The organism is Terrabacter carboxydivorans, assembly GCF_039532035.1.
In the GTDB taxonomy this organism is placed as follows: Bacteria; Actinomycetota; Actinomycetes; order Actinomycetales; family Dermatophilaceae; genus Terrabacter; species Terrabacter carboxydivorans.
In genome coordinates this window covers 58,673-82,016 of the sequence record NZ_BAAARE010000011.1, presented here as the reverse complement: position 1 = coordinate 82,016, position 23,344 = coordinate 58,673, and the positions used below count along the sequence as shown (strand labels likewise).

General features: G+C 71.3%; 22 protein-coding genes. 16 read left to right on the top strand and 6 right to left on the bottom strand.

The genetic code is table 11. From position 1 onward, the window contains the following. The first annotated feature begins 15 nt into the window (after nucleotides 1-15). The 6 genes from ABD297_RS13450 to ABD297_RS13425 all read left to right on the top strand — a co-directional run bounded on the left by ABD297_RS13450 (nucleotide 16) and on the right by ABD297_RS13425 (nucleotide 6,888). Nucleotides 16-576, top strand: coding sequence for a YqgE/AlgH family protein (locus ABD297_RS13450; protein WP_344255461.1), 561 nt, complete (start codon nucleotides 16-18; stop codon nucleotides 574-576). Between the two features lie 7 nt (nucleotides 577-583). Then, nucleotides 584-1,495: a glutamate racemase gene (locus ABD297_RS13445; protein ID WP_344255460.1), complete on the top strand. Its 912-nt coding sequence runs from the start codon at nucleotides 584-586 to the stop codon at nucleotides 1,493-1,495. 67 nt (nucleotides 1,496-1,562) lie between these two features. Continuing rightward, on the top strand, nucleotides 1,563-1,883 hold the full coding sequence (locus ABD297_RS13440; RefSeq protein WP_344255459.1) for a DUF3039 domain-containing protein: 321 nt from the start codon (nucleotides 1,563-1,565) through the stop codon (nucleotides 1,881-1,883). 144 nt (nucleotides 1,884-2,027) lie between these two features. After that, on the top strand, nucleotides 2,028-3,005 hold the full coding sequence (locus ABD297_RS13435) for a zinc metalloprotease (protein WP_344255458.1): 978 nt from the start codon (nucleotides 2,028-2,030) through the stop codon (nucleotides 3,003-3,005). Nucleotides 3,006-3,130: 125 nt separating this feature from the next. After that, complete coding sequence (locus ABD297_RS13430) at nucleotides 3,131-4,891, top strand: DEAD/DEAH box helicase (protein WP_344255457.1); 1,761 nt, start codon at nucleotides 3,131-3,133, stop codon at nucleotides 4,889-4,891. A 137-nt stretch (nucleotides 4,892-5,028) separates the two neighbouring features. Further along, complete coding sequence (locus tag ABD297_RS13425; protein ID WP_344255456.1) at nucleotides 5,029-6,888, top strand: bifunctional metallophosphatase/5'-nucleotidase; 1,860 nt, start codon at nucleotides 5,029-5,031, stop codon at nucleotides 6,886-6,888. Between the two features lie 300 nt (nucleotides 6,889-7,188). Here the strand turns inward: ABD297_RS13425 and ABD297_RS13420 are convergent, their stop codons facing one another. Next, a complete protein-coding gene (locus ABD297_RS13420; protein WP_344255455.1) occupies nucleotides 7,189-8,499 on the bottom strand; it encodes an alpha-amylase family glycosyl hydrolase in 1,311 nt (436 codons plus the stop codon). After that, the gene (locus ABD297_RS13415; protein ID WP_344255454.1) at nucleotides 8,496-9,020 is read right to left on the bottom strand and encodes an Lrp/AsnC family transcriptional regulator; all 525 of its coding nucleotides are present in this window, start codon (nucleotides 9,018-9,020) and stop codon (nucleotides 8,496-8,498) included. The genes ABD297_RS13420 and ABD297_RS13415 overlap by 4 nt, the downstream gene beginning before the upstream one ends. Nucleotides 9,021-9,128: 108 nt before the next feature. On the opposite strand from ABD297_RS13415, the gene hppD reads away from it, so the two are divergent. From hppD to ABD297_RS13400, 3 genes are all read left to right on the top strand, one after another. Beyond that, a complete protein-coding gene (gene hppD / locus ABD297_RS13410; RefSeq protein WP_344255453.1) occupies nucleotides 9,129-10,373 on the top strand; it encodes a 4-hydroxyphenylpyruvate dioxygenase in 1,245 nt (414 codons plus the stop codon). A gap of 88 nt (nucleotides 10,374-10,461) precedes the next feature. After that, nucleotides 10,462-11,289 carry an RDD family protein gene (locus ABD297_RS13405; protein WP_344255452.1) on the top strand — a complete coding sequence of 276 codons (828 nt, stop codon included), beginning with the start codon at nucleotides 10,462-10,464 and terminating at the stop codon, nucleotides 11,287-11,289. A gap of 183 nt (nucleotides 11,290-11,472) precedes the next feature. Continuing rightward, the gene (locus ABD297_RS13400) at nucleotides 11,473-13,035 is read left to right on the top strand and encodes a DHA2 family efflux MFS transporter permease subunit (RefSeq protein ID WP_344255451.1); all 1,563 of its coding nucleotides are present in this window, start codon (nucleotides 11,473-11,475) and stop codon (nucleotides 13,033-13,035) included. 111 nt (nucleotides 13,036-13,146) lie between these two features. On the opposite strand, the gene fahA is transcribed toward ABD297_RS13400, so the two are convergent. Next, nucleotides 13,147-14,382, bottom strand: a complete 1,236-nt coding sequence (gene fahA, locus ABD297_RS13395; RefSeq protein ID WP_344255450.1) for a fumarylacetoacetase — start codon at nucleotides 14,380-14,382, stop codon at nucleotides 13,147-13,149. Then, nucleotides 14,379-15,245: a hypothetical protein gene (locus ABD297_RS13390; RefSeq protein WP_344255449.1), complete on the bottom strand. Its 867-nt coding sequence runs from the start codon at nucleotides 15,243-15,245 to the stop codon at nucleotides 14,379-14,381. Before ABD297_RS13390 ends, fahA begins: the two co-directional genes overlap by 4 nt. Before the next feature lie 82 nt (nucleotides 15,246-15,327). Here ABD297_RS13390 and ABD297_RS13385 point away from each other — a divergent pair, with 82 nt between their 5' ends. From ABD297_RS13385 to ABD297_RS13375, 3 genes are all read left to right on the top strand, one after another. After that, nucleotides 15,328-16,596: a homogentisate 1,2-dioxygenase gene (locus ABD297_RS13385; protein ID WP_344255448.1), complete on the top strand. Its 1,269-nt coding sequence runs from the start codon at nucleotides 15,328-15,330 to the stop codon at nucleotides 16,594-16,596. Nucleotides 16,597-16,599: 3 nt separating this feature from the next. Then, complete coding sequence (locus ABD297_RS13380) at nucleotides 16,600-17,274, top strand: IclR family transcriptional regulator (RefSeq protein WP_344255447.1); 675 nt, start codon at nucleotides 16,600-16,602, stop codon at nucleotides 17,272-17,274. Between the two features lie 220 nt (nucleotides 17,275-17,494). Beyond that, complete coding sequence (locus ABD297_RS13375) at nucleotides 17,495-18,310, top strand: DUF6299 family protein (RefSeq protein WP_344255446.1); 816 nt, start codon at nucleotides 17,495-17,497, stop codon at nucleotides 18,308-18,310. Between the two features lie 114 nt (nucleotides 18,311-18,424). On the opposite strand, the gene ABD297_RS13370 is transcribed toward ABD297_RS13375, so the two are convergent. Both ABD297_RS13370 and ABD297_RS13365 read right to left on the bottom strand, forming a co-directional pair. After that, on the bottom strand, nucleotides 18,425-19,039 hold the full coding sequence (locus ABD297_RS13370; RefSeq protein WP_344255445.1) for an isochorismatase family protein: 615 nt from the start codon (nucleotides 19,037-19,039) through the stop codon (nucleotides 18,425-18,427). A gap of 3 nt (nucleotides 19,040-19,042) precedes the next feature. Beyond that, a complete protein-coding gene (locus ABD297_RS13365) occupies nucleotides 19,043-20,356 on the bottom strand; it encodes a nicotinate phosphoribosyltransferase (protein WP_344255444.1) in 1,314 nt (437 codons plus the stop codon). A 73-nt stretch (nucleotides 20,357-20,429) separates the two neighbouring features. Between ABD297_RS13365 and clpS the strand changes: the two genes are divergently transcribed. The 4 genes from clpS (at nucleotide 20,430) to ABD297_RS13345 (ending at nucleotide 23,321) form a co-directional block, all read left to right on the top strand. Next, nucleotides 20,430-20,735 carry an ATP-dependent Clp protease adapter ClpS gene (gene clpS, locus ABD297_RS13360; protein WP_344255443.1) on the top strand — a complete coding sequence of 102 codons (306 nt, stop codon included), beginning with the start codon at nucleotides 20,430-20,432 and terminating at the stop codon, nucleotides 20,733-20,735. Then, nucleotides 20,735-21,472, top strand: coding sequence for a DUF2017 domain-containing protein (locus tag ABD297_RS13355; protein ID WP_344255442.1), 738 nt, complete (start codon nucleotides 20,735-20,737; stop codon nucleotides 21,470-21,472). Before clpS ends, ABD297_RS13355 begins: the two co-directional genes overlap by 1 nt. Nucleotides 21,473-21,528: 56 nt before the next feature. Beyond that, complete coding sequence (locus ABD297_RS13350; protein ID WP_344255441.1) at nucleotides 21,529-22,296, top strand: MBL fold metallo-hydrolase; 768 nt, start codon at nucleotides 21,529-21,531, stop codon at nucleotides 22,294-22,296. Nucleotides 22,297-22,451: 155 nt separating this feature from the next. Then, the gene (locus ABD297_RS13345) at nucleotides 22,452-23,321 is read left to right on the top strand and encodes an aldo/keto reductase (protein WP_344255440.1); all 870 of its coding nucleotides are present in this window, start codon (nucleotides 22,452-22,454) and stop codon (nucleotides 23,319-23,321) included. The last annotated feature ends 23 nt before the right edge of the window (nucleotides 23,322-23,344 follow it).

Genomic DNA, 23,344 nt, shown 5'->3' with positions numbered 1-23,344 from the left:
GGAAGGCTGAAGCCCGTGAGCTCGACGTTCCACACCGGCCGCCTCCTGGTGGCGACGCCATCCGTCGGCGGTGACGTGTTCCACCGGTCCGTCGTCCTCATGCTCCACCACGACGACGGAGGCGCCCAGGGCGTCGTGCTCAACAAGCCGCTGTCGGCCGCGGTCGACTCGGTGCTGCCGGGCTGGCAGCGCGTCGTCACCGCACCCCACGTGCTCTTCCAGGGCGGTCCCGTGTCGACGTCGTCGGCGCTCGGTCTCGTGACCGTGCCCGGCGAGGAGCCCGAGCCGCTCGGGGTCAAGCGCCTCTTCGGCTCGATCGGTCTCGTCGACCTCGACGTTCCCACGCCCGCGGTGGCGGCGGAGCTCGCCGGTCTGCGCATCTTCGCCGGCTACTCCGGCTGGGAGGCGGGCCAGCTCGAGGGCGAGGTCCTGCGCGGCGACTGGTACGTCGTCGACGCGGAGGTGCGCGACGCCTTCACGCCCGAGCCCGACCGGCTCTGGCGCGAGGTCCTGCGCCGGCAGCGCGACAGCCTGGCCTACGTCGCCAACTTCCCCGACGACCCGTCGATGAACTGACGGCGCCATGACGAGGATCGGCAACAGCGACACCGCGCCCACGACCGCGCCCGACACCCAGCCCGACACCCAGCCCGACACCCAGCCCGCGACGGGGGAGCAGTCCGAGATGCCGAGGTCGACCAGGCGAGTTGCCTTCGTCGACAGCGGGCTCGGGCTCCTCGGGTATGCCGATGCCCTCCACGGGCTGCGTCCCGACCTCGGGCTCGTGCTGTCCCTCGACCCCGACAACATGCCGTACGGCCCGCGCACCCCGGCCGAGGTGGAGCGACTCATCATCGCCTCCGCCCGCGCCACCCTCCGGTTCGAGCCCGCCGCCATCGTCGTCGCGTGCAACACCGCGACCGTGCACGGCCTCGACGCGCTCCGGGCGGAGCTCGAGCCCGACGTGCCCGTCATCGGCACCGTGCCGGCCATCCGTCCGGCCGCGGCGTCGGGCGGCCCCGTCGCCGTGTGGTCCACGGCTGCAACGACGTCGAGCGACTACCTCCGTGGCCTCGTCGACGCCTTCGCCGCCGACGTGCAGACCCATGCCGTCGCGGCGCTGGGCCTCGCCGAGGCCGTGGAGTCAGGGGACGAGCAGGCGATCGACGAGTGCATCGCGTATGCCGCGTCGCAGACTCCCGCGGGCGTGCGCTCGCTGGTGCTCGGCTGCACCCACTACGGCCTCGTCGTCGACCGGATCGTCGCGGCGCTCGGAGACGGCGTGACCGTCCACGACTCGCCCGTCGCCGTCGCCCGGCAGACGCTGCGCCGTCTCGGTCTCGAGCCCGACCCGACCGCGCCGGAGACCGGTGTCGAGGCGGTGCTGCTCAGCGGCCGGCCGGGTGCCGCCCCGCAGTCGTGGGGGGCCTACCCCGCGGGCCGACGCCTGCTCGCCGCCCCCGCGGCGCGCCGACCTGCCGGACAGAGCCACTGAGACCGGAGCCGAAGGGCCGGGATCGGGCTTCGTGCCGGGCGCTCGAGCGCCGCCGTAGACTTCCGGCATGAGCACGATGCCTCCTGACCCGTTCGAGCCCGAGCCGCTGCGGGGCACGAGCACGGCCACGATCGAGCGCGAGGAGGTCCGCGAGGAGCTCCAGGAGCCGGGCGACCACGAGCGCTTCTCGCACTACGTGCGCAAGGAGAAGATCCTCGAGAGCGCCCTGTCCGGCGAGCCCGTCGTGGCTCTCTGCGGCAAGATCTGGGTCCCCGGCCGTGACCCGCAGAAGTTCCCCGTGTGCCCCGTGTGCAAGGAGATCTACGACGGCCTGCGTGACCCGCAGGACGGGGGCGACGGCGACAACGGCGGCGACGGAGGGTCCTGACCGCCTCGCCCGCCGGCGTCCGAAACGCGGCACTCTTCTTAACGGTTCTTTACTCGCCCCGGCTCCGCCACTGACGGTCGCGTACCTACAGTCGCTGGGATCGACGCCTGACCGGGTGTCGTGTCGGACGAGAAAGGTCACCCCATGAAGCTCCGCTCCCTGATGCTCGCGGCACCCCTCGCACTCGCCGCGGTCTCGCTCGGCGCGCCCGCCCAGGCGTCACCAGTGCTCGACGGCCACGGCAGCCCGACGTGCCTCGACCCGGCCACCGTCGGTGCCGCCGGTGCCGCCGGAGCCCGCGGCACGCACGGCACGGCGAAGGACCCGCACGAGCTGAGCGATGCCCAGGTGCGCGCCAACGAGGCGGCCCTGACCAAGGCCCTCGGTGCCAAGGGCCTGACGCGCGACTCGTCGGGCAAGGTCGTCAAGGAGGGGCAGAAGGGCAAGCCCGGCACCGGCGGCACCTTCGCCCCGACGACCGTCAAGGTCTACTGGCACACCATCACCAACGGCACCCAGGGAGCCGTGAGCAGCAGCGCCATCAGCAGCCAGCTCAGCGTGCTCAACAACGCCTACTCCGGCACCGGACTGAGCTTCAGCCTCGCCGGGTCCGACTCGACGAGCAACTCGTCCTGGTACACCGTGACGCCCGGTTCGGCGGCCGAGAAGAGCATGAAGACCACCCTGCGCAAGGGCACGATGGCCGACCTCAACCTCTACTCGGCCAACATCGGGCAGGGCCTGCTCGGCTGGGCGACGTTCCCCAAGAGCACCTACGACGCCATGGACGGCGTCGTCGTCCTCACCGCCTCGCTGCCCGGCGGCAGCGCGACGAACTACAACCAGGGCGACACCGCCACGCACGAGGTCGGCCACTGGGTGGGTCTCTACCACACGTTCCAAGGCGGCTGTAACGGCAACGGCGACTACGTCGACGACACGCCCGCCGAGGCCAGCGCCGCCTACGAGTGCCCGACCGGTCGCGACACGTGCACGAGCCCCGGCCTGGACCCGATCAAGAACTTCATGGACTACACCTACGACGCGTGCATGAACACCTTCACGACCGGCCAGGTCAACCGCATGCAGGCCCAGTGGACGGCCTACCGCGCCGGCCGCTGAGCGCGAGCACGACCACCGAGCCCGGTCGCGAAAGCGACTGAGCGGCATACCATCCAGGCCGAGGCCCCGCTCGCAGGCGGGGCCTCGGCATGTCGCCGCCGGGGATTCGTTACGGTGGTCCCTCTATGAGTTCAGGGGCCGCCTTCCACCTCCCACCCGCCTTTCCGGAGCGGGCTGCCTGGGGTACCGCCAGCAAGCTGCGTGCGTGGCAGCAGGAGGCGCTCGACCTCTACCTGTCCAAGGGTCCGCGCGACTTCCTCGCGGTGGCGACGCCGGGGGCCGGCAAGACGACCTACGCCCTGCGCGTGGCCACCGAGCTGCTGAGCGCCGGCATCGTCTCGCGCGTCACCGTCGTGGCCCCCACCGAGCACCTCAAGACCCAGTGGGCCGACGCCGCCGCCCGGGTCGGCATCAGCCTCGACCCGAAGTTCAGCAACAGCGTCGGCCGGCACAGCGACGACTACCACGGCGTCGCCGTGACCTACGCCCAGGTCGCCTCGCGGCCCTCGCTGCACCGCGAGCTGACGACGTCGCGCTCCACGCTCGTGATCCTCGACGAGGTCCACCACGGCGGTGACGCGAAGAGCTGGGGCGACGGCATACGCGAGGCGTTCGAGCCCGCCACCCGGCGCCTGTCGCTGACGGGCACGCCGTTCCGCTCGGACACCTCGCCGATCCCCTTCGTCACCTACGAGCTCGACGCCGAGGGCACGCTCGTCAGCTCGAGCGACTACACCTACGGCTACGCCGAGGCGCTGCGCGACGGCGTCGTGCGCCCCGTGCTCTTCATGGCCTACGGCGGCAGCATGCGCTGGCGCACCAAGGCCGGCGACGAGCTCGAGGCGCGCCTCGGCGAGCCGATGACCAAGGACTTCGTCGCCCACGCGTGGCGCACCGCGCTCGACCCGAAGGGCGAGTGGATCCCCGCCGTGCTCGCCGCGGCCGACCGTCGCCTCACCGAGGTGCGCCGGCACGTCGAGGACGCCGGCGGGCTCGTCATCGCCTCCAACCAGACCCAGGCGAGGGCGTATGCCGCCATCCTGCGCACGCTGACGGGCGAGGCGCCCACGGTCGTGCTCTCCGACGACCTCGGCGCGAGCAAGCGCATCGAGGACTTCGGCGCGAGCGACGAGCGGTGGATGGTCGCCGTCCGCATGGTGTCCGAGGGCGTCGACGTGCCGCGCCTGGCGGTCGGCGTCTACGCCACCTCCACCTCGACGCCGCTCTTCTTCGCCCAGGCGGTCGGCCGGTTCGTCCGGGCCCGCCGCCGGGGCGAGACCGCCTCGGTCTTCCTCCCGTCGGTCCCGGTCGTGCTCGACCACGCGTCGCGGCTCGAGGAGCAGCGCGACCACGCCCTCGACCGCAAGCCCAACCCCGAGGACATCGGGCAGATGTGGGCCGAGGAGCAGGCGCTCATCGACGACGCCAACCGGGCCGACAAGGCGAGCGGCGCCCTCGACGAAGGGGCCTTCGAGGCGCTCGAGTCCGACGCACACTTCGACCACGTGCTCTTCGACAAGCAGCAGTGGGGCATGCACGCCCAGGTCGGCTCCGAGGACGAGGAGGAGTACCTCGGCCTGCCCGGCCTCCTCGAGCCCGACCAGGTCTCGGCCCTGCTGCGCGAGCGGCAGAGCCGCCAGGTCAAGAAGGCCCCCCAGGGCGCGGCCGCCCCGATGCCGGTCGCGGCCCACCGGGCCCTGGCCGCGCAGCGCAAGGAGCTCAACACGCTCGTGTCGACCTACGCCCGCCAGAAGGGCCTGCCGCACGCCAACGTGCACATGGACCTGCGCCGCGTGTGCGGCGGTCCCGACCTCGCGGCGGCGTCGTCCGACCAGGTCTCCGAGCGCATCGACAAGATCCGGCTCTGGCTCGTCGGCCGACGCTGACGTTCACGATCCGGACGTCTGCTCGCCCCTTTCCGGGTGGTTCGTCGGGCTAGGGTCTTGGCTTGCGCCTCGGGGGCGAGCCGCGCACCTGTGACACGGGACTGCTCCGATCGAGCACCTGACAGACGAAGGACGACATGAGCAACGACCACACCTCCGTGACCCCTGACCTCCTCGGTTCCTCGACCACCCGCCGCCAGCTGCTGGCTCTCGCCGCCGTCGGCGGCGCCGGCCTCGCCACGGTGCGAGCGGCCGGGACCGCCACCGCAGCCTCGGGGACGCCCGGCCCGGGGACCAACGGCGAGGTCGTGCGGCTGACCGTGCTCGGCACGACGGACCTGCACGGCAACGTCTACAACTGGGACTACTTCAAGAACGCCGAGTACGACGACAGGGCGCACAACGACATCGGCATCGCCAAGGCGTCCACGATCATCAAGGCGATCCGTGCCGAGGTCGGCGCCGAGCGCACCCTGACGATCGACGCCGGCGACACGATCCAGGGCACGCCGCTCGCGTACTACTACGCGAAGATCGACCCGATCACCGGCGGCTCGACCCACCCGATGGCCGCAGCCATGAACCAGGTGGGCTACGACGCCGCAGCGCTCGGCAACCACGAGTACAACTACGGCCTCGACACGCTGCGCGCCTTCGAGAAGCAGCTGCGGTTCCCGCTCCTGTCGGCCAACTCGGTCGACTGGAACACCGGCGCGCCGGCCTTCAGGCCGTGGGTCATCAAGACCGTCAAGCTGCCTGACACCAAGGCGATCAAGATCGGCATCCTCGGCCTCGTCACGCCCGGCGTCGCGATCTGGGACAAGGCCAACGTCGAGGGCAAGGTGCGGTTCCCCGGCATCATCGAGCAGGCCAAGGTCATGGTGCCGCGCCTCAAGGCGGCCGGCGCCGACGTCGTCATCGTCGCGTGCCACTCCGGCGACAGCGGCAAGTCCTCCTGGGGAGACTCGCTGCCCTACGTCGAGAATGCCAGCGCCCTGCTCGCCCAGCAGGTCCCGGGCATCGACGCGGTGCTCGTCGGGCACGCGCACCTCGAGATCCCGCAGCGCTACGTCACCAACACCGCGACGGGCAAGCAGGTCCTGCTGTCCGAGCCCTACTACTGGGGCATGCGCGTGACCCGCATGTCGATCGACGTGCAGAAGATCCGCGGCCAGTGGCAGGTCGTCCACTCCGAGGCGAGCCTCTACAACTCCAACGTCGCGCCGGAGGACCCCGCCGTGACGGGCGCCGTCGCCGCGGCCCACCAGAAGGTGCTCGGCTACGTCAACGGCGTCATCGGCACGTGCACGCAGGCGATGTCGGCGGCGACCTCGCGCTACGAGGACACCGCGGCCATCGACTTCATCAACTACGTCCAGGCCGACGCGGTCAAGAAGGCGATCGCCGGCACGCCAGAGGCCTCCCTCCCGGTGCTCTCGATCGCCGCGCCGTTCAACAAGCTGGCGGCGATCCCCGCGGGCCAGGTGACGATCCGCGACGTGGCGGGGCTCTACATCTACGACAACACGCTGCTCGGCATCGTGCTCACCGGCGCCCAGGTCAAGGCCTACCTGGAGAAGAGCGCGGAGTACTTCCAGGCGTGCACGTCGACGGGGCCGGTCGCGGCCGACACCATCACCAACGCCAACTCGACGCCGGACTACAACTACGACGTCATGGGCGGGCTCGACGCCGACCTCACCTACGACATCGACCTCGCCAAGGCGGTGGGCTCGCGCATCACCAACCTCGCGTATGCCGGGGCGCCCGTCGCGTCGGACGCCCGCTTCGTCGTGGCGATCAACAACTACCGCCAGTCCGGTGGTGGCAACTTCCCGGGCGTCGTGGCGGCTCCCGTCATCTACAACCGGCAGATCGAGATCCGCCAGCTGCTCATCGACTGGGCGACGGCCAACAAGGTCATCGACCCGACGACGTTCGCGAGCATGGACTGGAAGCTCGTCAGCAACGGCAGCCCGATCACCGTCACGCCCTGACGTCCGGTCGGCCGACGGGGGTGTCCCGCTGTTTGGGAGGACAGCGGGACACCCCGTCACCGGGCGTGCTGCGGGTGGGACCACAGCACGGCAGAGGCGTACCCGCCGGGACAGGGGAGCACCGACGGGTACGCACCTCCATCCTCGCGGATCGAGGGCCTCGGTGTGATCTGTTTCGAGGTCTTCGCGTCATGATCTGCGATCTCGATCGTCTACCAGGTGACGGGACAGCAGCCCTGTGCCGTCGGGGGCCTCGGGTTGCTCGTGGAGGGGTGCCCGGGGCCCCTCCCGGCGCGGCGGTCAGGCCCCGACGAGCACCTGGTAGCCCCAGGCCGGCAGTCGGTAGCCCTGCCCCTGCGTCAGCTCCACCGTCGTCCCGGTGAACGCGTCGCGCCACGACCCCGCCTGGGGGCCGTCGCCGAGCGTCACCGTCTGCTCCTGTCCGCTGAAGTTGAAGGCCCCGAGCACGCGGTCGTCGCCGACCGCCCGCACGAAGGTGAGCACCGAGGACTCGGCCGAGTTGGGCACGCGCACCATCCGGCCACCGGCGGCGCCGTTCCAGAGGGCGGGGTGCTGCTTCTTGAGCGCGAAGAGCTGCCGGTAGAGCTCACCCTGCTCGTCCTCGCGCCAGTCGATCTCGTCCTTGTCGAAGAAGGTCAGGCGCTTGTCGCTGCCGGCCTCCTGCCCGTTGTAGACCAGGGGCACGCCCTCGCTCACGACGGAGAGCACGATCGCGGGCAGCAGCGCGTCACCGAACTGCTCGTACTCGGTGCCCTCCCAGGCGTTCTTGTCGTGGTTGCTGACGAAGAGCATCCGGTAGGCGTCGCGTTGGTAGAAGCGGTCGTTCCAGGCGTAGTAGACCTTGAGCGCCTCGACGTCGGCCTTGCCGTGGGCGATCTTGTGGAGCGTCTCGTTCCAGCTCCACCCGTAGGTCATGTCGAACGCCCGCACGTGCAGGTCACGCGACTCCCACTCGGCGAGCATGAAGACCGGCTTGATCTCGTCGAGCTCGCGGCGGACGTTGTCCCAGAAGTCGAGGGGCACGAATCCCGCGACGTCACAGCGGAACCCGTCGAAACCGACCTCCCGCACCCAGTACTTCATCGCGTCCGTCATGTAGCGGCGCAGGCCGGGGTTGTCGTAGTCGAGGTCGATGATGTCGTCCCAGTCCCACCACGGCGTGGGGCGGAAGTCGCCCTTCCAGTCGCGGGCGTACCACTCGGGGTGCTCCTGCACGAGGGGGTTGTCCCAGGCGGTGTGGTTGGCCACCCAGTCGAGGATGACGTGCAGCCCCAGACCGTGCGCGGTGTCGACGAAGTGGCGCAGGTCCTCGAGGGTGCCGTACTCGGGGTTGACGGCCAGGTAGTCCTTGACGGCGTAGGGGCTGCCGAGCACGCCCTTGCGGTTCTGCTCGCCGATCGGGTGCACGGGCATGATCCAGACGACGTCGATGCCGAGCTCGCGGATGCGGGGCAGGTGCGCCTCGGCGGCGCGGAAGGTGCCCTCGGGGGTGAAGTGGCGCTGGTTGATCTGGTAGATCGTGGCGCTGCGGGTCCACTCGGGGTGGGTCAGCTCCACGGCGGGCCGGGGCGCGTACGGGTCGGCGGTCACGGTGCGGGCTCTCCTTGGGCGAGGTCGAGCAGGTGCTCGACGAGCGGGATGGTGCGGTGGTCGAGCCGGGTGGCGAGCGAGATGACGGTGGAGGCGCGGGTGACGTGGGCGTCGTCGACGACCCGGTCGATGACGCGTTGCAGGTCCGCGTTGTCCCGACCCACGATGCGGATGAGCACGTCGCCCGAGCCGGTGATCGTGTGCGCCTCGATGACCTCGGGGATCGCGGCGAGGTGCTCGACGACGGGGGAGTGGCCCCCGCGACCCTGCCGGATCTCGAGGGTGCAGAAGGCCGTCACGGGGTAGCCGAGCGCCGCCGGGTCGACGTCGGGCGCCATCGACCGCAGGACTCCGGTGCGCTGGAGCCGGTCGAGGCGGGCCTGCACCGTGCCCCGGGCCACGCCGAGGCGCCTCGACGCGCCGAGCACCCCGACGCCGGGCTCGGTGAGCAGCAGCAGCAGGATCCGGCAGTCCAGGGCGTCGACCGGTGCGCGTGATGCCTCGCCCGGGGAGGAAGTCATGGACAGAGTGTCCAGCACCACACGGCATACGGGCAACAGTTTGTGCACTCTGCCCAGCGGGCAGCGCTCCTGTTGCACACCTCGAGGTGCTCGGTCACCCTCACACCTATGACCGACACGATGCCGTCTGCGGCCACCGACCTCACCGACGACCGGACCCAGCAGGAGCGCGAGGCCGACCTCGACCTCGACCAGCTCAAGCAGCTCGTCGGTCTCGTCGAGTACGACGAGAACACCGACGTCTTCCCCGTCACCGGATGGGACGCGATCGTCTTCGTCGCGGGCAACGCCACCCAGAGCGCGCACTACTACCAGAGCGCCTGGGGCATGGAGCTCGTCGCCTACTCGGGCCCCGAGAACGGCAACCGCGACCACAAGTCGTTCGTCCTCAAGAGCGGCTCGATCCGCTTCGTCGTGATGGGCGCCGTCGACCCCGACAGCCCGCTCGCCGACCACCACCGCCGTCACGGCGACGGCGTGATCGACATCGCCCTCGAGGTGCCCGACGTCGACAAGTGCATCGCCCAGGCCCGCACGGCCGGCGCCACGGTGATCGAGGAGCCGACCGACCACAGCGACGAGCACGGCACGGTGCGCACCGCGGCGATCGCCACCTACGGCGAGACGCGCCACACCCTCGTCCAGCGCACCGTGAACGGGCAGACGTATGCCGGCCCGTACCTCCCGGGCTACGTCCCCTCGAGCTCGTCCTACGAGAAGCGCGAGGGCCAGCCCAAGCGCCTCTTCCAGGCCCTCGACCACATCGTCGGCAACGTCGAGCTCGGCCACATGGACGAGTGGGTCACCTTCTACAACAAGGTGATGGGCTTCGTGAACATGGCCGAGTTCATCGGTGACGACATCGCGACGGACTACTCGGCCCTGATGAGCAAGGTGGTCGCCAACGGCAACCACCGGGTGAAGTTCCCCCTCAACGAGCCGGCCATCGCCAAGAAGAAGAGCCAGATCGACGAGTACCTCGAGTTCTACCGCGGCGCCGGCGCCCAGCACCTCGCCGTCGCGACGAACGACATCCTCGCCTCCGTCGACGCCCTGCGCGCGAACGGCGTCGAGTTTCTCGACACCCCCGACAGCTACTACGAGGACGCCGAGCTGCGCGAGCGCATCGGCAACGTCCGCGTGCCCATCGAGGAGCTGCAGAAGCGCAAGATCCTCGTCGACCGCGACGAGGACGGCTATCTCCTGCAGATCTTCACCAAGCCCCTCGGCGACCGCCCGACCGTCTTCTTCGAGCTCATCGAGCGACACGGCTCGCTCGGCTTCGGCAAGGGCAACTTCAAGGCGCTCTTCGAGGCGATCGAGCGAGAGCAGGACAAGCGCGGCAACCTCTGAGCCTCCCTCCGCGACAGCACGTCACGCATCGGCCGTGGCCCCGGCATGCCGGGGCCACGGCCGATCGCCGTCGTGGCACAGTTGAGCCATGAGCCAGCAGCCCTCCGGGTGGTACGACGACCCCAGCAACGCCGACATGCTCCGCTACTGGGACGGCGTGACGTGGACCAACCACACCGCGCCCAAGAAGTCGCCGACGGCGGCGCAGAGCACCATCGGACTGCCCCAGCAGAGTGCACCGGGTCAGGCGCCGGCCGACCGCACCGGCGGCGCCGTGCCGACGGCCCCCCTGCAGCAGGGGACGGGCTGGCCCAGCTCGACGCAGGCGCCGCAGCAGCAGGCCCCGCAGGGCTACTACCAGCAGGCTCCGGCCAACGCCCAGTGGATGCACAACATCAAGGCCACCGCCGACGGTGTGCCGCTGGCGTCCTGGGGCAAGCGAGTGGCGGCGTGGCTCATCGACGGCCTCATCGTGGGCATCGTCGGCGGCATCGTCGCGTGGTCCGCCACCCCCCGCCTGTCCGAGCTCTTCTCCGAGATGATGACGGCGGCCGAGGCCAACAACCAGGCGCGACTCGTCGAGATCCAGACCCAGCTCACCGGGCCCGCGCTGCAGTTCACGATCCTGCTGTGGCTCGTCACGACGGCCTACTGCCTCGTGTTCTGGACGACGGTCGCCCAGACGCCGGGCAAGATGGCGCTCGGGATCAGCGTCCGGCGGGCTGACGCGCCGGGGCCGCTCCCGATCGGCACCGCGCTGCTGCGCCGCATCATCCCCCTGGCCGGGCAGTTCGTGCCCTTCCTGTCGCTGCTCGACGGGCTGTGGCCGCTGTGGGACGACAAGCGTCGGGCCCTGCACGACAAGGTCGCGAGCACGCAGGTCGTCGAGGGCAAGCAGCCGCGCAAGCAGGCCTGAGGTCGTGGCCCGGGGTGACGGCCGGGGTGATGGTTCGGGTGGTGCCCGGGTGAGGTGACGGGTCCGTCGGCGGCGTAACTCCCTTGCGCCGCTGTCGGTGGCCGGAGCGAGAATGGATCTCTCGCGGGGCGTCCCGCGACCGCGGCGTGACGCGTCGCCCACCTCCGCCCGACGGGAGCCCCCGTGTCTGCTCACACCACCACACCGCAACCCGACTACCCCGACGCCATCGACGGGGCCGTCCTCAAGATCGCCGGGGTCGTCGTCCTCGGCGCCATCATGTCGATCCTCGACATCACCGTCGTCAACATCGCCCTGCCGACCTTCCAGACGGCCTTCGCCGACGCCTCGGGGCAGCCGGTGCCGTACTCCACGGTGGCGTGGACGGTCACCGCCTACACGCTCTCGCTCGCCACCGTCATCCCGCTGACGGGCTGGGCCGCGGACCGCTTCGGCACCAAGCGGCTCTACATGCTGGCCGTCGTCCTCTTCACGGCGGGCTCGGCGCTCTGCGCGACGGCCGGCTCGATCGAGGTGCTCATCCTCTTCCGCGTCATCCAGGGTCTCGGCGGCGGCATGCTCATGCCGCTCGGCATGACGATCATGACGCGGGCGGCGGGCCCGGCCCGGATGGGGCGGCTCATGGCGATCCTCGGCGTGCCCATGCTCCTCGGCCCCATCTTCGGGCCCATCCTCGGCGGCTGGCTCATCGAGGTCGCGACGTGGCACTGGATCTTCCTCATCAACGTCCCCATCGGGGTCGTCGCCGTGCTCTACGCGTGGTGGGCGCTGCCCTCCGACGCTCCGGAGCCCTCAGAGTCCTTCGACTTCGTGGGCATGCTGCTCATGTCGCCGGGACTCGCGCTCTTCCTCTACGGCATCAGCTCGATCCCCGGCGAGGGGACCTTCGTGTCCAAGAAGGTGCTCATCCCGTTCGGGATCGGCTTGGCCATGGTCGTCGCGTTCGTGATCTACAGCTTCCGCCCCAAGCACCCGCTGCTCGACCTGCGCCTCTTCCGCAACCGCCGACTCACCGTCGCGTTGGTGACGATGTTCCTCTTCGGCGCGGCCTTCTTCGGCGGCCTGCTGCTCGTGCCCACCTACTTCCAGGAGGTGCGCGGCGAGAACACCCTGCACGCGGCCTTCCTCATGGTCCCGCAGGGGGTCGGCGCGATGTTGACGATGCCGGTCGCCGGTGCCCTGGCCGACCGCATCCCGGTGGGGCGCATCGTGCCCTTCGGGCTCCTGCTCATCACCGGCGGCATGTTCGCGCTGACCCAGGTCGGGCCCGACACTCCCTACTGGGGCTTCACGATCCCGGTGCTGTTCGTCATGGGCCTCGGCATGGGCGGCACGATGATGCCGATCATGACCTCGGCCCTGAAGACCCTGACGGCTCACCAGGTCGCGCGCGGCTCGACCCTGCTCAACATCACGCAGCAGATCGCCAGCTCCATCGGCGTCGCCGTCATCTCGGTCGTCTTCACCAACAACCTCGCGAGCAAGCCCCTGGCAGGGCCCGCCATCGCCGCGCAGAAGGACCCCGCCCTCGTCGACAAGATCGGCGGTCCGGCGGCGGTGCAGCAGGGCCTGGCGCAGGCCGCCGACGCGTTCGGTGAGACCTTCCTCGTCGCGGCGATCCTCGTGGCCACGACCCTGATCGCTGCGTGGTTCCTGCCGCGACGACACGAGGAGTCGCACCTGCTCGACGACGAGGCCCAGGTCGCGCCGGCAGTCCTGCACTGAGCTCACCGGTCCGCACAGCCGGCACAGCCCCCCGACTCACGTCCCCGACGGCCGCCCTCGGTCCCTAACGAGCCGTCGGCGCCGTCGACGGGCTGTGAACGGTTCCTGCTCTCAGACGGCCGGGCGGACGGTTCCGGTGACCTCGCCGAGCCCGATGCGCGTCCCGTGAGGTCCCGGCGCCCAGGCCGTCATCGTGACCGTGTCGCCGTCCTCGAGGAAGCCCCGCGTCGTGCCGTCCTCCAGCGTCAGCGGCTCGCTGCCGTTCCAGGTCAGCTCGAGCAGGCTGCCCCGGGTCTCGCGCGTCGGGCCGCTGATGGTCCCCGACCCGAAGAGGTCCCCGTCGCGCAGGGAGGCCCCGTTGACCGTGAGGTGGGCCAGCATCTGCGCCGGCGACCAGTACATCGCGGAGTGCTCGGGGCGGGAGACGACGGTGCCGTTGAGGCGCACCTCGACGTGCACGTCGAGACCGAAGGCGTCGCCCCGCAGGTAGGGCAGGACCTGCGGGTCCGACTGTCCCGGAAGGGCGGTGCGCGCCGACCCGAGGGCTTCGAGGGGGGTCACCCAGGCCGACACCGAGGTGGCGAACGACTTGCCGAGGAAAGGGCCGAGCGGGACGTACTCCCACGCCTGGATGTCGCGCGCGCTCCAGTCGTTGAGGATGACGACCCCGAAGAGGTGGTCACCGGCCTCGTCGACCGAGACGCGCGAGCCCAGCGCGGTCGCGCCGCCGACGACGTAGCCCAGCTCCGCCTCGATGTCGAGGCGGATGCTGGGACCGAAGACCGGTGCCGGGTCGTTCGGGCCCTTGCGCTGGCCGGTCGGACGCACGACGTCGGTCCCCGAGACGACCACGGTGCCTGCGCGTCCGTGGTAGCCGATCGGCAGGTGCTTCCAGTTCGGCGGCAGCGCGGCGTTGTCGGGTCGGAAGATCTGCCCGACGTTGCTCGCGTGGTCCTCGCTCGCGTAGAAGTCGACGTAGTCGGCGACCTCGACGGGCAGGTGCAGCGTGACGTCGTCGAGACGGTGGAGATGGGGTGAGACGCCGTCGCGGTGCACCTCGTCGCGCAGGACCTCCGTCAGCCATGCCCGGGCCGTGGTCCACGCCGGCCGGCCGAGCGCGAGGAAGGCGTTGAGGCTCGGCGTCTGCCACACGGCCGCGAGGTCGGGACCGTCGCCGACGAGGCCGGCGTCGCGCCCGATGGCGGCGACGGCGCCGGCGTCGAGCACGAGGTCGCCGATCCGGACGCCGACGCGGTGCGTCGGGTCGGCGGCCGTGCTGAACACGCCGTAGGGCAGGTTGTCGATGCCGTAGAGGTGGTCGTCGGGCACGTCGAGCCAGGTGGTCACCGCTGCTCCTTCGGGTCGGTGGCGCGGATGAGCCCGAGCGCCTCGAGCTCGGTCAGGGGGTCGAGGACGCCGCAGCAGCCGTAGGAGGCGAAGCTCGCGCGCACTCGTTCGGCGGCGTCGGTGTCGAGGCCCGAGAGGGCCGTGACGAGCACCTCGGTGTCGTGGCGCGCCAGGACGCCGGTGAGCTCGTCGGCCTCGGCGCCGTGGAGCGCCTCGTGGGTCGCGAGCAGGACGTTGAGCAGGCCGTGAGCCGGCTCGCCGCCGTGCATGCCGCGGACGGCGTGGTGCAGCCCTCCCGTCAGCTTGAACGACAGCCCGTGCAGCACCACGGCGTCGAGGAAACCGCCGAGCACGCCCTCGTCGGGCCAGGACCAGCTCGGGGTGGCGCCGGTGCGGAACTTCGCCGTGACGTCGTGCTCCTCGTCGACGGTCGACGCGATGTCGTCGAGCCCGCGGGCCTGCTCGTCACCGAGCCCGACCTCGACGACGACGGGCACCTCTGCCTCGAGCGCCCGTCGCCAGTCGTCGGACCAGCCGAGCTCCGCCGCCGTCACGAGCACCCGGTCGTGGTCCCGCAGCAACGCGAGAGCGTCGACGAGGGGTTGCACGGGGGCGCCGGGTCGCACGACGAGGCTGACCTCGAGCGGCGCCTCCGACGTGCGCGGGTCGGCCGACGCGAGCGTCGCGAGCTCGGCGGCCGACGATGCGGGCACGAGCAGGGGACCGATGTGGGCGGCATACGGCCCCGTGCGCCGGTCGAGGTGCTCGCGCACTGCGGCGTCCAGCGGCGAGAGGCCCGGCGGGAAGACGGCTGCATCGTCGACGAGGTGGTCGAAGAGGGGCGCGAACGGCGTCCTTGACATGACCCGGAGCGTACTCCACTGTTGCAATAGCGATACATCAGCGTCCGCTCAGCGGACGCGTTCGACGGAGAGGCCTTCGCCCATGGCGCACTACCAGGCGGTCGGGAGCATCCCGCCCAAGCGGCACACCCAGCACCGGCGTCCGGGGCAGGGGGACGCGCCGGGAGAGCTCTACTACGAGGAGCTCATGGGCGAGGAGGGCTTCAGCTCCGACAGCTCGCTGCTCTACCACCGCAATGTCCCGTCGACGACCGTCGCTGCCTCCGTGTGGGAGGTGCCCGACCAGGCGACGACCCCGAACCACCCGCTGACGCCGCGTCACCTCAAGCTGCACGAGCTCTTCGACGCCGAGTCCGTCGCGCGGACGGACGTCGTGACCGGCCGCCGACTCGTGCTCGGCAACGGCGACGTCCGCATCTCGTATGCCGTTGCCGCACAGGCGAGCCCGTGGTACCGCAACGGCATCGGCGACGAGTGCGTCTACGTCGAGCGGGGCCGGGCCCGCGTCGAGACGGTCTTCGGGGCCTTCGACGTCGCCGAGGGCGACTACGTCATCATCCCGCGCGCCACGACGCACCGGTGGCTGCCGGTCGCCGACGCCGACGAGCCGCTCCGGGCGTACTGCATCGAGGCGAACAGCCACATCGCTCCGCCCAAGCGCTACCTCAGCCGGTACGGCCAGCTCCTCGAGCACGCGCCGTACTGCGAGCGCGACCTGCGCCAGCCCGAGGGGCCGTTGCTGGCAGAGCACGTCGGGGCGAGTCCTGACGAGCAGACCGACGTCTACATCAAGCACCGCGGCAACGGCCCTGGCGGGGTCGTCGGGACGGTCCACACGCTGCCCTTCCACCCCCTCGACGTCGTCGGCTGGGACGGCTGTCTCTACCCCTACGTCTTCAACGTGCGCAACTTCGAGCCCATCACCGGGCGCATCCACCAGCCGCCGCCCGTGCACCAGGTCTTCGAGGGCGCGAACTTCGTCATCTGCAACTTCGTGCCCCGCAAGGTCGACTACCACCCGCTGGCGATCCCGGTGCCGTACTACCACTCCAACGTCGACAGCGACGAGATCATGTTCTACGTCGACGGCGACTACGAGGCGCGCAAGGGCTCGGGCATCGGAAAGGGCTCGATCTCGGTGCACCCCGGCGGCCACCCGCACGGTCCGCAGCCGGGAGCGACCGAGGGCTCGCTCGGCGTCGAGGCCTTCGACGAGCTCGCCGTCATGGTCGACACGTTCCGCCCGCTCGAGCTCGGTGAGGGTGGGCTCGCCGTCGACGACGGGCTGTATGCCATGTCGTGGTCCAGGGGGACGGCCCGCACGGCCGGCAGCCCCCACTCCGAGGGCTAGACGGTGCCTGGTCCCACCGGGGCCGCGAGGGGTGAGTCCTCCCAGACCCTCGACCGGGGCATCCGGGTGCTCGAGGCCCTGGCCGAGGAGGGGGACTCGGCGGGACTGACGATCACCGAGCTGTCGGCACGGCTCGGCGTCGGCCGGCCCGTGGTCTACCGTCTCGTCACCACCCTCGAGGAGCACCATCTCGTGTCGCGAGCGACCGACGGCCGTGTCCGGCTGGCGCTCGGCATCAGCCGGCTCGCCTCCGCGGTGACGCCTGTCGTGCGCAGCGACGCGCGGCCCGTGCTGCGCGAGCTCGCCGACGCGGTGGGGGCGACGGCGCACCTGACCATCGCCGAGGGCGACGAGGCCCTGGCGCTCGTCGTCGTCGAGCCGTCCTGGACCGACGTGCACGTGGCCTACCGCTCCGGGGCGCGTCACGGACTCGACCAGGGCGCCGCCGGCCGGGCGATCCTCGCCGGGCGCGCCGGTGAGGGCGGCATCGTCGGCACCGACGGCGAGCTGCAGGCCGGCGCCCACGGCCTCGCGCTGTCCCTGTCGACCCGCGCCGAGCCCGCGCCCGGCGGCGTCGAGGCGTCGGTCGGAGTGGTCTCGCTCGAGCCGCTCGACCTGGCCGCCGTCGGTCCCCGCCTCGAACGAGCAGCCCGGGCCCTGCGCGCCGTCCTGCGCTGACCGCGGGCACGACGCCGAGCGGTCGGTCGGGTCCGGCAGGACCGGCGCCTGCCGGCTACCGCCACCACCGGCCCTGTCCGGCAACGGAAAAGGCGCATTCCGGGCCTGACCGTAAAGGTTTGGTCTGGACCTGACCTGACTCGACAACCCCGATCGGCCCGGTGCGGTCTGGTGGGGTGAGGCGCTCAACGGGGAGCGCCCACAGGGATAGGGGATTTCCATGAGAGCACCACGCCTACTCGTCGCCATCGCCGCAGCCGCGCTGCTCGCCCCACTCGGGGCCACGACAGCCTCTGCAGCGCCCACGAACGACACCCTCGCGGGTGCCACCACCATCACGTCGCTGCCCGCGTCCGTCACCCAGGACACGAGCACGGCGACGACGGACTCGGTCGACGCCGCGATCAACCAGCAGTGCGGTGCCCCCGCAACGAACGGGAGCGTCTGGTTCACCTACACCGACACGACGGGCAAGGGACTCGTCGTGGACCTGACCGGCTCGTCGTTCAGCGCGGGTGTGGCCATCGTGGCCGGCGACCCGACGGCCGGCGGCCAGCTCCTCGCCTGCGCACCCGGCGTCGCCGCTGCCCGGGGTGATGCCGGCACGACCTACTACGTGATGGCCTTCTCCGACACCCCGGGCGTCACGGGGGGCAACCTCGTCGCGGACTTCGCCGAGGCTCCGCCGGCTCCCGAGGCCACGGTGACCGTCGACCCCCGCGCCACGGCATACAAGGACGGCAGCGTGCTCCTCTCGGGCACGTACTCCTGCCTCAACGCCGACGGCTACAGCAGCGACGTCGAGGGTGAGCTCGTGCAGCAGGTCGGGCGCGTCAAGATCAGCGGCAGCTTCTTCGCCTACCCGCTCGAGTGCGACGGTGCGGTGCACTCGTGGAGTGCCGTCGTCACGAGCCAGAACGGTCTCTTCGCGGGCGGCAAGGCCGCGAACGTCACCGTGGCCTTCGCCTGCGGGCTCCTCGACTGCGCCACGGCCTTCGCGGAGCAGCGCGTCCAGATCTCGCGCAACGGCAAGTGACCTGAGCCGAGGGGTGCGGCGAGTCGCGACGACGGGGGTCGCGACTCGCCGTCACCTGGGGGGATCACCGGGTCCGCCAGATCCGTTGCGGCCCAAGGCCGTCGGCGTATGCCGTCAGCGGGGGGTCGTGGGTGCGCCCAGCAGGCGCACGCCTGCCTCAGCCAGCTGCGCCAGGGCCGCCTCGGTGGTGGCCCTGGCCACGCCTGCCGTGAGGTCGAGCAGCACCGTGGTCTCGAAGCCCTCACGTCGGGCGTCGAGGGCCGTGGCCCGCACGCAGTGGTCGGTGGCGATCCCCACGACGTCGACGCGCGAGACCTCGCGCTGGGTCAGCCACGTCGCGAGCGCGACGTGCTCGTCACCCGTGGACCGGCCCTCGAACCCGCTGTAGGCGGCGGCGTGCTCGCCCTTGCGGAAGACCTCCTCGATGTTGTCCAGCGCCCCGACGAGGTGGGGGTGGAAGTCGGCGCCGTCGCTGTCGGCGACGCAGTGCACCGGCCACGAGTCGACGAAGTCGGGGGTCGCCGAGAAGTGCTCGCCCGGGTCGACGTGCCAGTCCGCCGTGGCGACGACGTGGTCGTAGTCGGCGACGTGGGCGTTGACGTGCTCGCTGATGCGCCGGGCCACGTCGGCCCCGCCCTGGACCGCCAGTGACCCGCCCTCGCAGAAGTCGTTCTGCACGTCGACGATGACCAGTGCTCGACCACCGTCGCGGTGCGCGGAGACGTCCATGGCTCAGTCCTTCTCGTAGACGGTGGGGATCACGGGCTCTCCCCGGGACAGCTGGGCAGCAGCGCGGGGCAGCTCCGCCCGCGAGGCCTCGTGCCTGGCGCGAGCCTCGTGGATGTCCTGGTGGTCGACGACCTCTCCGGCCCGGACGAGGTCGACCATGAGCGGGCGGTCGTCGCCGTCGTCTCCGGGCTGCTCGCCGATGCCGAGGACCTCGGCCTGGGCCACGCCGGACTCGCTGAGGCGACGCAGGGCCCACTTGCGGCCGCCGACCGACGCCTTGTCCTTGCTCTTCTTGGCCACACCCTGCATCTGCCCGGACGCGTCCTCGCGCTGCACCAGCTTGTAGACCATCGAGGCGGTCGGTGCGCCCGACCCGGTCACCAGGGCGGTGCCGACGCCGTAGCCGCTGACCGGTCCGGCGGCCAGCCCGGCGATGGCGTACTCGTCGAGGTCGGACGTGACGATGATGCGGGTGTCGGTGTTGCCGGCCGCGTCGAGCTGGGCGCGGACCTCGGTGGCCTGGATGAGCAGGTCGCCCGAGTCGAGCCGGACCGCACCCAGCTCGGGCCCGGCGATCTCCATGGCCAGGGCGACGGCGGTCCTGACGTCGTAGGTGTCGACGAGCAGGGTCGTGCCCTTGCCGAGCGAGTCGACCTGCGCGGTGAACGCCTCCTTCTCGGAGTCGTAGAGCAGGGTGAAGGCGTGGGCCGCCGTCCCGGTCGTCGGCACACCGTAGCGGCGCCCCGCCTCGAGGTTGCTCGTCGCCTCGAAGCCGGCGACGTAGGCCGCCCGGGCCGCCGCGACGGCCGACTCCTCGTGCGTGCGCCTCGACCCCATCTCGATGCAGGGACGCCCCACCGCAGCCGTGGTCATGCGCGAGGCGGCGGACGCGATCGCGGTGTCGTGGTTGAGGATCGACAGGACGAGGGTCTCGAGGATGACGCCCTCGGCGAAGGTGGACTCCACGACGAGCACGGGGGACTGCGGGAAGTAGCACTCGCCCTCGGCGTAGCCGCTGACGTCACCGGAGAAGCGGTAGCCGGAGAGCCAGTCGACGGTCTGCCGGTCGACGACCTTGTTGTCGGACAGGAAGCGCAGCTCGTCGTCGCCGAACCTGAACTGCTCGAGCGCGTCGAGGACCCGTCCGGTCCCCGCGACGACGCCGTAGCGCCGGCCGTCGGGCAGCCGGCGCGCGAACGTCTCGAAGACGCAACGCCGGTGCGCCTCGCCCGAGGCGAGCGCCGCCTGAAGCATCGTCAGCTCGTAGTGGTCGGTCAGCAGCGCCGTGCTCGCGGCGCGGGGGCTCGTCGGGCTCACGAGCCCACCCTAGGCGCGAACAGCCGCCGGGGACGGTCTGCCCCGCGCACCCCGGTGGACCTAGGGTGGCCCTGTGACCGCAGCCACCCTCTCCCTCGCTCCCGTCGAGCAGGAGGTGACCTCCACCGACGAGGTCGTCGCACCCGACGTGCCCTGGGTGACCATCGTCTGGAACGACCCCGTCAACCTCATGACGTACGTGACCTGGGTCTTCGAGACGTACTTCGGCTACGCCCGGGCCAAGGCCGAGAAGCTGATGATGGACGTGCACGTCAAGGGACGTGCCGTCGTCTCCAACGGCCCTCGGGAGTCGATGGAACGCGACGCCGAGGCGCTCCAGGGCTACGGCCTGTGGGCGACCTTCGAGAAGGACAGCTGATGGCCCGCGCCTTCCTGCGCGAGCAGGGCCGCTACGTCGGTCTGCTCGAGTCGACCGAACGCATCGTGCTGCAGGGGCTCATGCAGCAGACGCGGCTGCTGCTCTCTCCGGAGATCGAGCCCACCGGCGACGCGTTCGACGACCTGGTCGCCTCCATGGGACTGTCCCTGGGCGCCCAGGGGGAGGAGCCTGGCGCCTCGGGCGACGTTGCCCCGCAAGCGGACTCGTCGTCCATCGTCGAGCGTGACCCGGCTCTCGACCGACTCCTGCCGACCGCCCACCGCGGCGACGACCAGATCGCGGCCGAGTTCCGCCGGCTCACCGAGGAGGGGCTGCGCCAGCGCAAGAGCGGCAACCTCGACGTCGCCCTCCAGTGCGTCGAGCAGGCGGTCGGCAACCGGGTCGTCCTGGACGAGTCGCAGGCGCCCGCGTTCCTGATGGCGCTGACCGACGTGCGGCTCCTGCTGGGTGAACGCATGGGCATGCGCACCGAGGAGGACGCCGAGGCGCTGCACGCCGCGATGGAGGACATCGACGACGACGACCCGCTCGGCTACGCCATGGCGTGGTACGACTTCCTCACCTGGCTGCAGGAGACCCTGACCCAGGCGCTCATGGGCACCGACCTGCGCGACGTCGTCGCGGCCTACGACGACGAGGACCTCGACGACGACGAGGACGACGAGGACGACCTCGAAGACGACGGCGACGGACGTCCGCACGGGAGTGCGGTGTGACGCATCCGACGCGCTGCCGCCCGGCTGGCGTCCGCGGCGACACCTAGGCTCGTCCCGTGGACGTCACGATCGTCGGGTGCTCGGGATCCTTCGCCGGGCCACGCTCGCCCGCGTCGTGCTACCTCGTCCGCGCGGAGCACGAGGGACGCACCTGGAGCATCGTGCTCGACCTCGGCAACGGTGCCCTCGGGGCGCTGCAGCGCCACATCCAGCCGTATGCCGTCGACGCCGTCCTCGTCAGCCACCTGCACGTCGACCACTGCATCGACCTGTGCGGCCTCTACGTCATGATGCGCTACGTGCCCGGTGGTCCCGGGCGCTCGACGATGCCCGTGTGGGGGCCTCCCGGCACCGGTGCGCACCTCGCCCGCGCCTACGGCAACGGCGAGGCCGAGGACGTCCTCGGTGTCTTCGACTTCCACGACGTGCGCCACCGCGACCCCGTGCAGGTCGGGCCGTTCACGATCACCCCGGTGCGCGTCAACCACCCGGTCGAGGCCTACGGGTTCCGGGTCGAGGCGGGCGGGCGCGTCCTCGCCTACACCGGCGACACCGACACGTGCGACCAGCTCGACGAGCTCCTGTCCGGCGCCGACCTCGTCCTCGCGGACTCGGCCTTCGTCGACGGTCGCGACACCGTGCCCGACATCCACCTGTCCGGTCGTCGGGCCGCAGAGGCGGCGGTGCGCGCCGGGGGAGTGCGACGGCTGATGCTGACCCACATCCCGGCGTGGAACGACCCCGCGGAGTGCCTCGCCCAGGCCTCGGCGGTCTGGCCCGGCGAGGTCGAGCTCGCCGAGCCGGACGCGACGCACTGCGTCTGACGCGGTCCCGGCGCCCGGGGCGGGCGGCGGTTTCCGGCGAGCGGCCCGGTCGGTGAGCGGGCCGGGCACGCGGGTATGGACCGTGACGGTGCGACGCGCCGCCGGCCCCGCCCGGAGGTGCGCCGACCGCGACACCCCCAACCCAGGAGGCACCCTTGCAGCAGCGAACCATCGGATCGAGGAAGGTCAGCGCGATCGGTCTCGGCGGCATGCCGATGTCGATCGAGGGCCGACCCGACGAGGACCGCTCGATCCGGACCATCCACGCCGCGCTCGACGCCGGCGTCACGCTCATCGACACGGCCGACGCCTACCACCGCGATGCCGGGGAGGTCGGACACAACGAGTCGCTCATCGCCAAGGCCCTCGCGTCGTGGTCGGGCAGCGCGTCGGACGTGCTGGTCGCCACCAAGGGCGGCCACCTGCGGCCCGGCGACGGCTCGTGGACCCGGGACGGCAGGCCGCAGCACCTCAAGGAGGCGGCGAAGGCCTCGCTCCAGCGTCTCGGTGGCGACGCGATCGGGCTCTACCAGTTCCACCGGCCCGACCCGGACGTGCCGTATGCCGAGTCCGTCGGCGCGCTCGCCGACCTGCTCGACGAGGGCGTCATCGAGATGGCCGGCATCTCCAACGCGGACCCCGACCAGATCCGCGAGGCGCAGCAGGTCCTGGGCGGCCGGCTCGTGTCGGTGCAGAACCAGTTCTCGCCGGCGTTCCGCAGCAGCCGTCCCGAGCTCGACCTCTGCGCCGAGCTCGGCATCGCGTTCCTGCCGTGGAGCCCGCTCGGCGGCATCAGCAAGGCCGGTGACCTTGGCAGCCGGCACGACGCGTTCGCGGAGGTGGCCAAGGCGCACGACGTGAGTCCCCAGCGGGTGGCCCTCGCCTGGGAGCTCGCCCTCGCGCCGACCGTCGTGCCGATCCCGGGTGCCTCGCGACCGGAGAGCATCGAGGACTCGGTGCAGGCCGTCGACCTCGAGCTGTCGGCGGACGAGATGGAGCGCCTCGACGCCGAGACCCTCGACTGAGTGACGGCGTCGCCGGTGGCCGG

Coding starts and splice junctions, on each gene's coding strand:
- ABD297_RS13445 (WP_344255460.1), top strand. CDS start 584: ATGACGAGGATCGGCAACAGCGACACCGCGCCCACGACCGCGCCCGAC.
- ABD297_RS13440 (WP_344255459.1), top strand. CDS start 1,563: ATGAGCACGATGCCTCCTGACCCGTTCGAGCCCGAGCCGCTGCGGGGC.
- ABD297_RS13435 (WP_344255458.1), top strand. CDS start 2,028: ATGAAGCTCCGCTCCCTGATGCTCGCGGCACCCCTCGCACTCGCCGCG.
- ABD297_RS13430 (WP_344255457.1), top strand. CDS start 3,131: ATGAGTTCAGGGGCCGCCTTCCACCTCCCACCCGCCTTTCCGGAGCGG.
- ABD297_RS13425 (WP_344255456.1), top strand. CDS start 5,029: ATGAGCAACGACCACACCTCCGTGACCCCTGACCTCCTCGGTTCCTCG.
- ABD297_RS13415 (WP_344255454.1), bottom strand. CDS start 9,020: ATGACTTCCTCCCCGGGCGAGGCATCACGCGCACCGGTCGACGCCCTG.
- hppD (WP_344255453.1), top strand. CDS start 9,129: ATGACCGACACGATGCCGTCTGCGGCCACCGACCTCACCGACGACCGG.
- ABD297_RS13405 (WP_344255452.1), top strand. CDS start 10,462: ATGAGCCAGCAGCCCTCCGGGTGGTACGACGACCCCAGCAACGCCGAC.
- ABD297_RS13390 (WP_344255449.1), bottom strand. CDS start 15,245: ATGTCAAGGACGCCGTTCGCGCCCCTCTTCGACCACCTCGTCGACGAT.
- ABD297_RS13385 (WP_344255448.1), top strand. CDS start 15,328: ATGGCGCACTACCAGGCGGTCGGGAGCATCCCGCCCAAGCGGCACACC.
- ABD297_RS13375 (WP_344255446.1), top strand. CDS start 17,495: ATGAGAGCACCACGCCTACTCGTCGCCATCGCCGCAGCCGCGCTGCTC.
- ABD297_RS13370 (WP_344255445.1), bottom strand. CDS start 19,039: ATGGACGTCTCCGCGCACCGCGACGGTGGTCGAGCACTGGTCATCGTC.
- ABD297_RS13355 (WP_344255442.1), top strand. CDS start 20,735: ATGGCCCGCGCCTTCCTGCGCGAGCAGGGCCGCTACGTCGGTCTGCTC.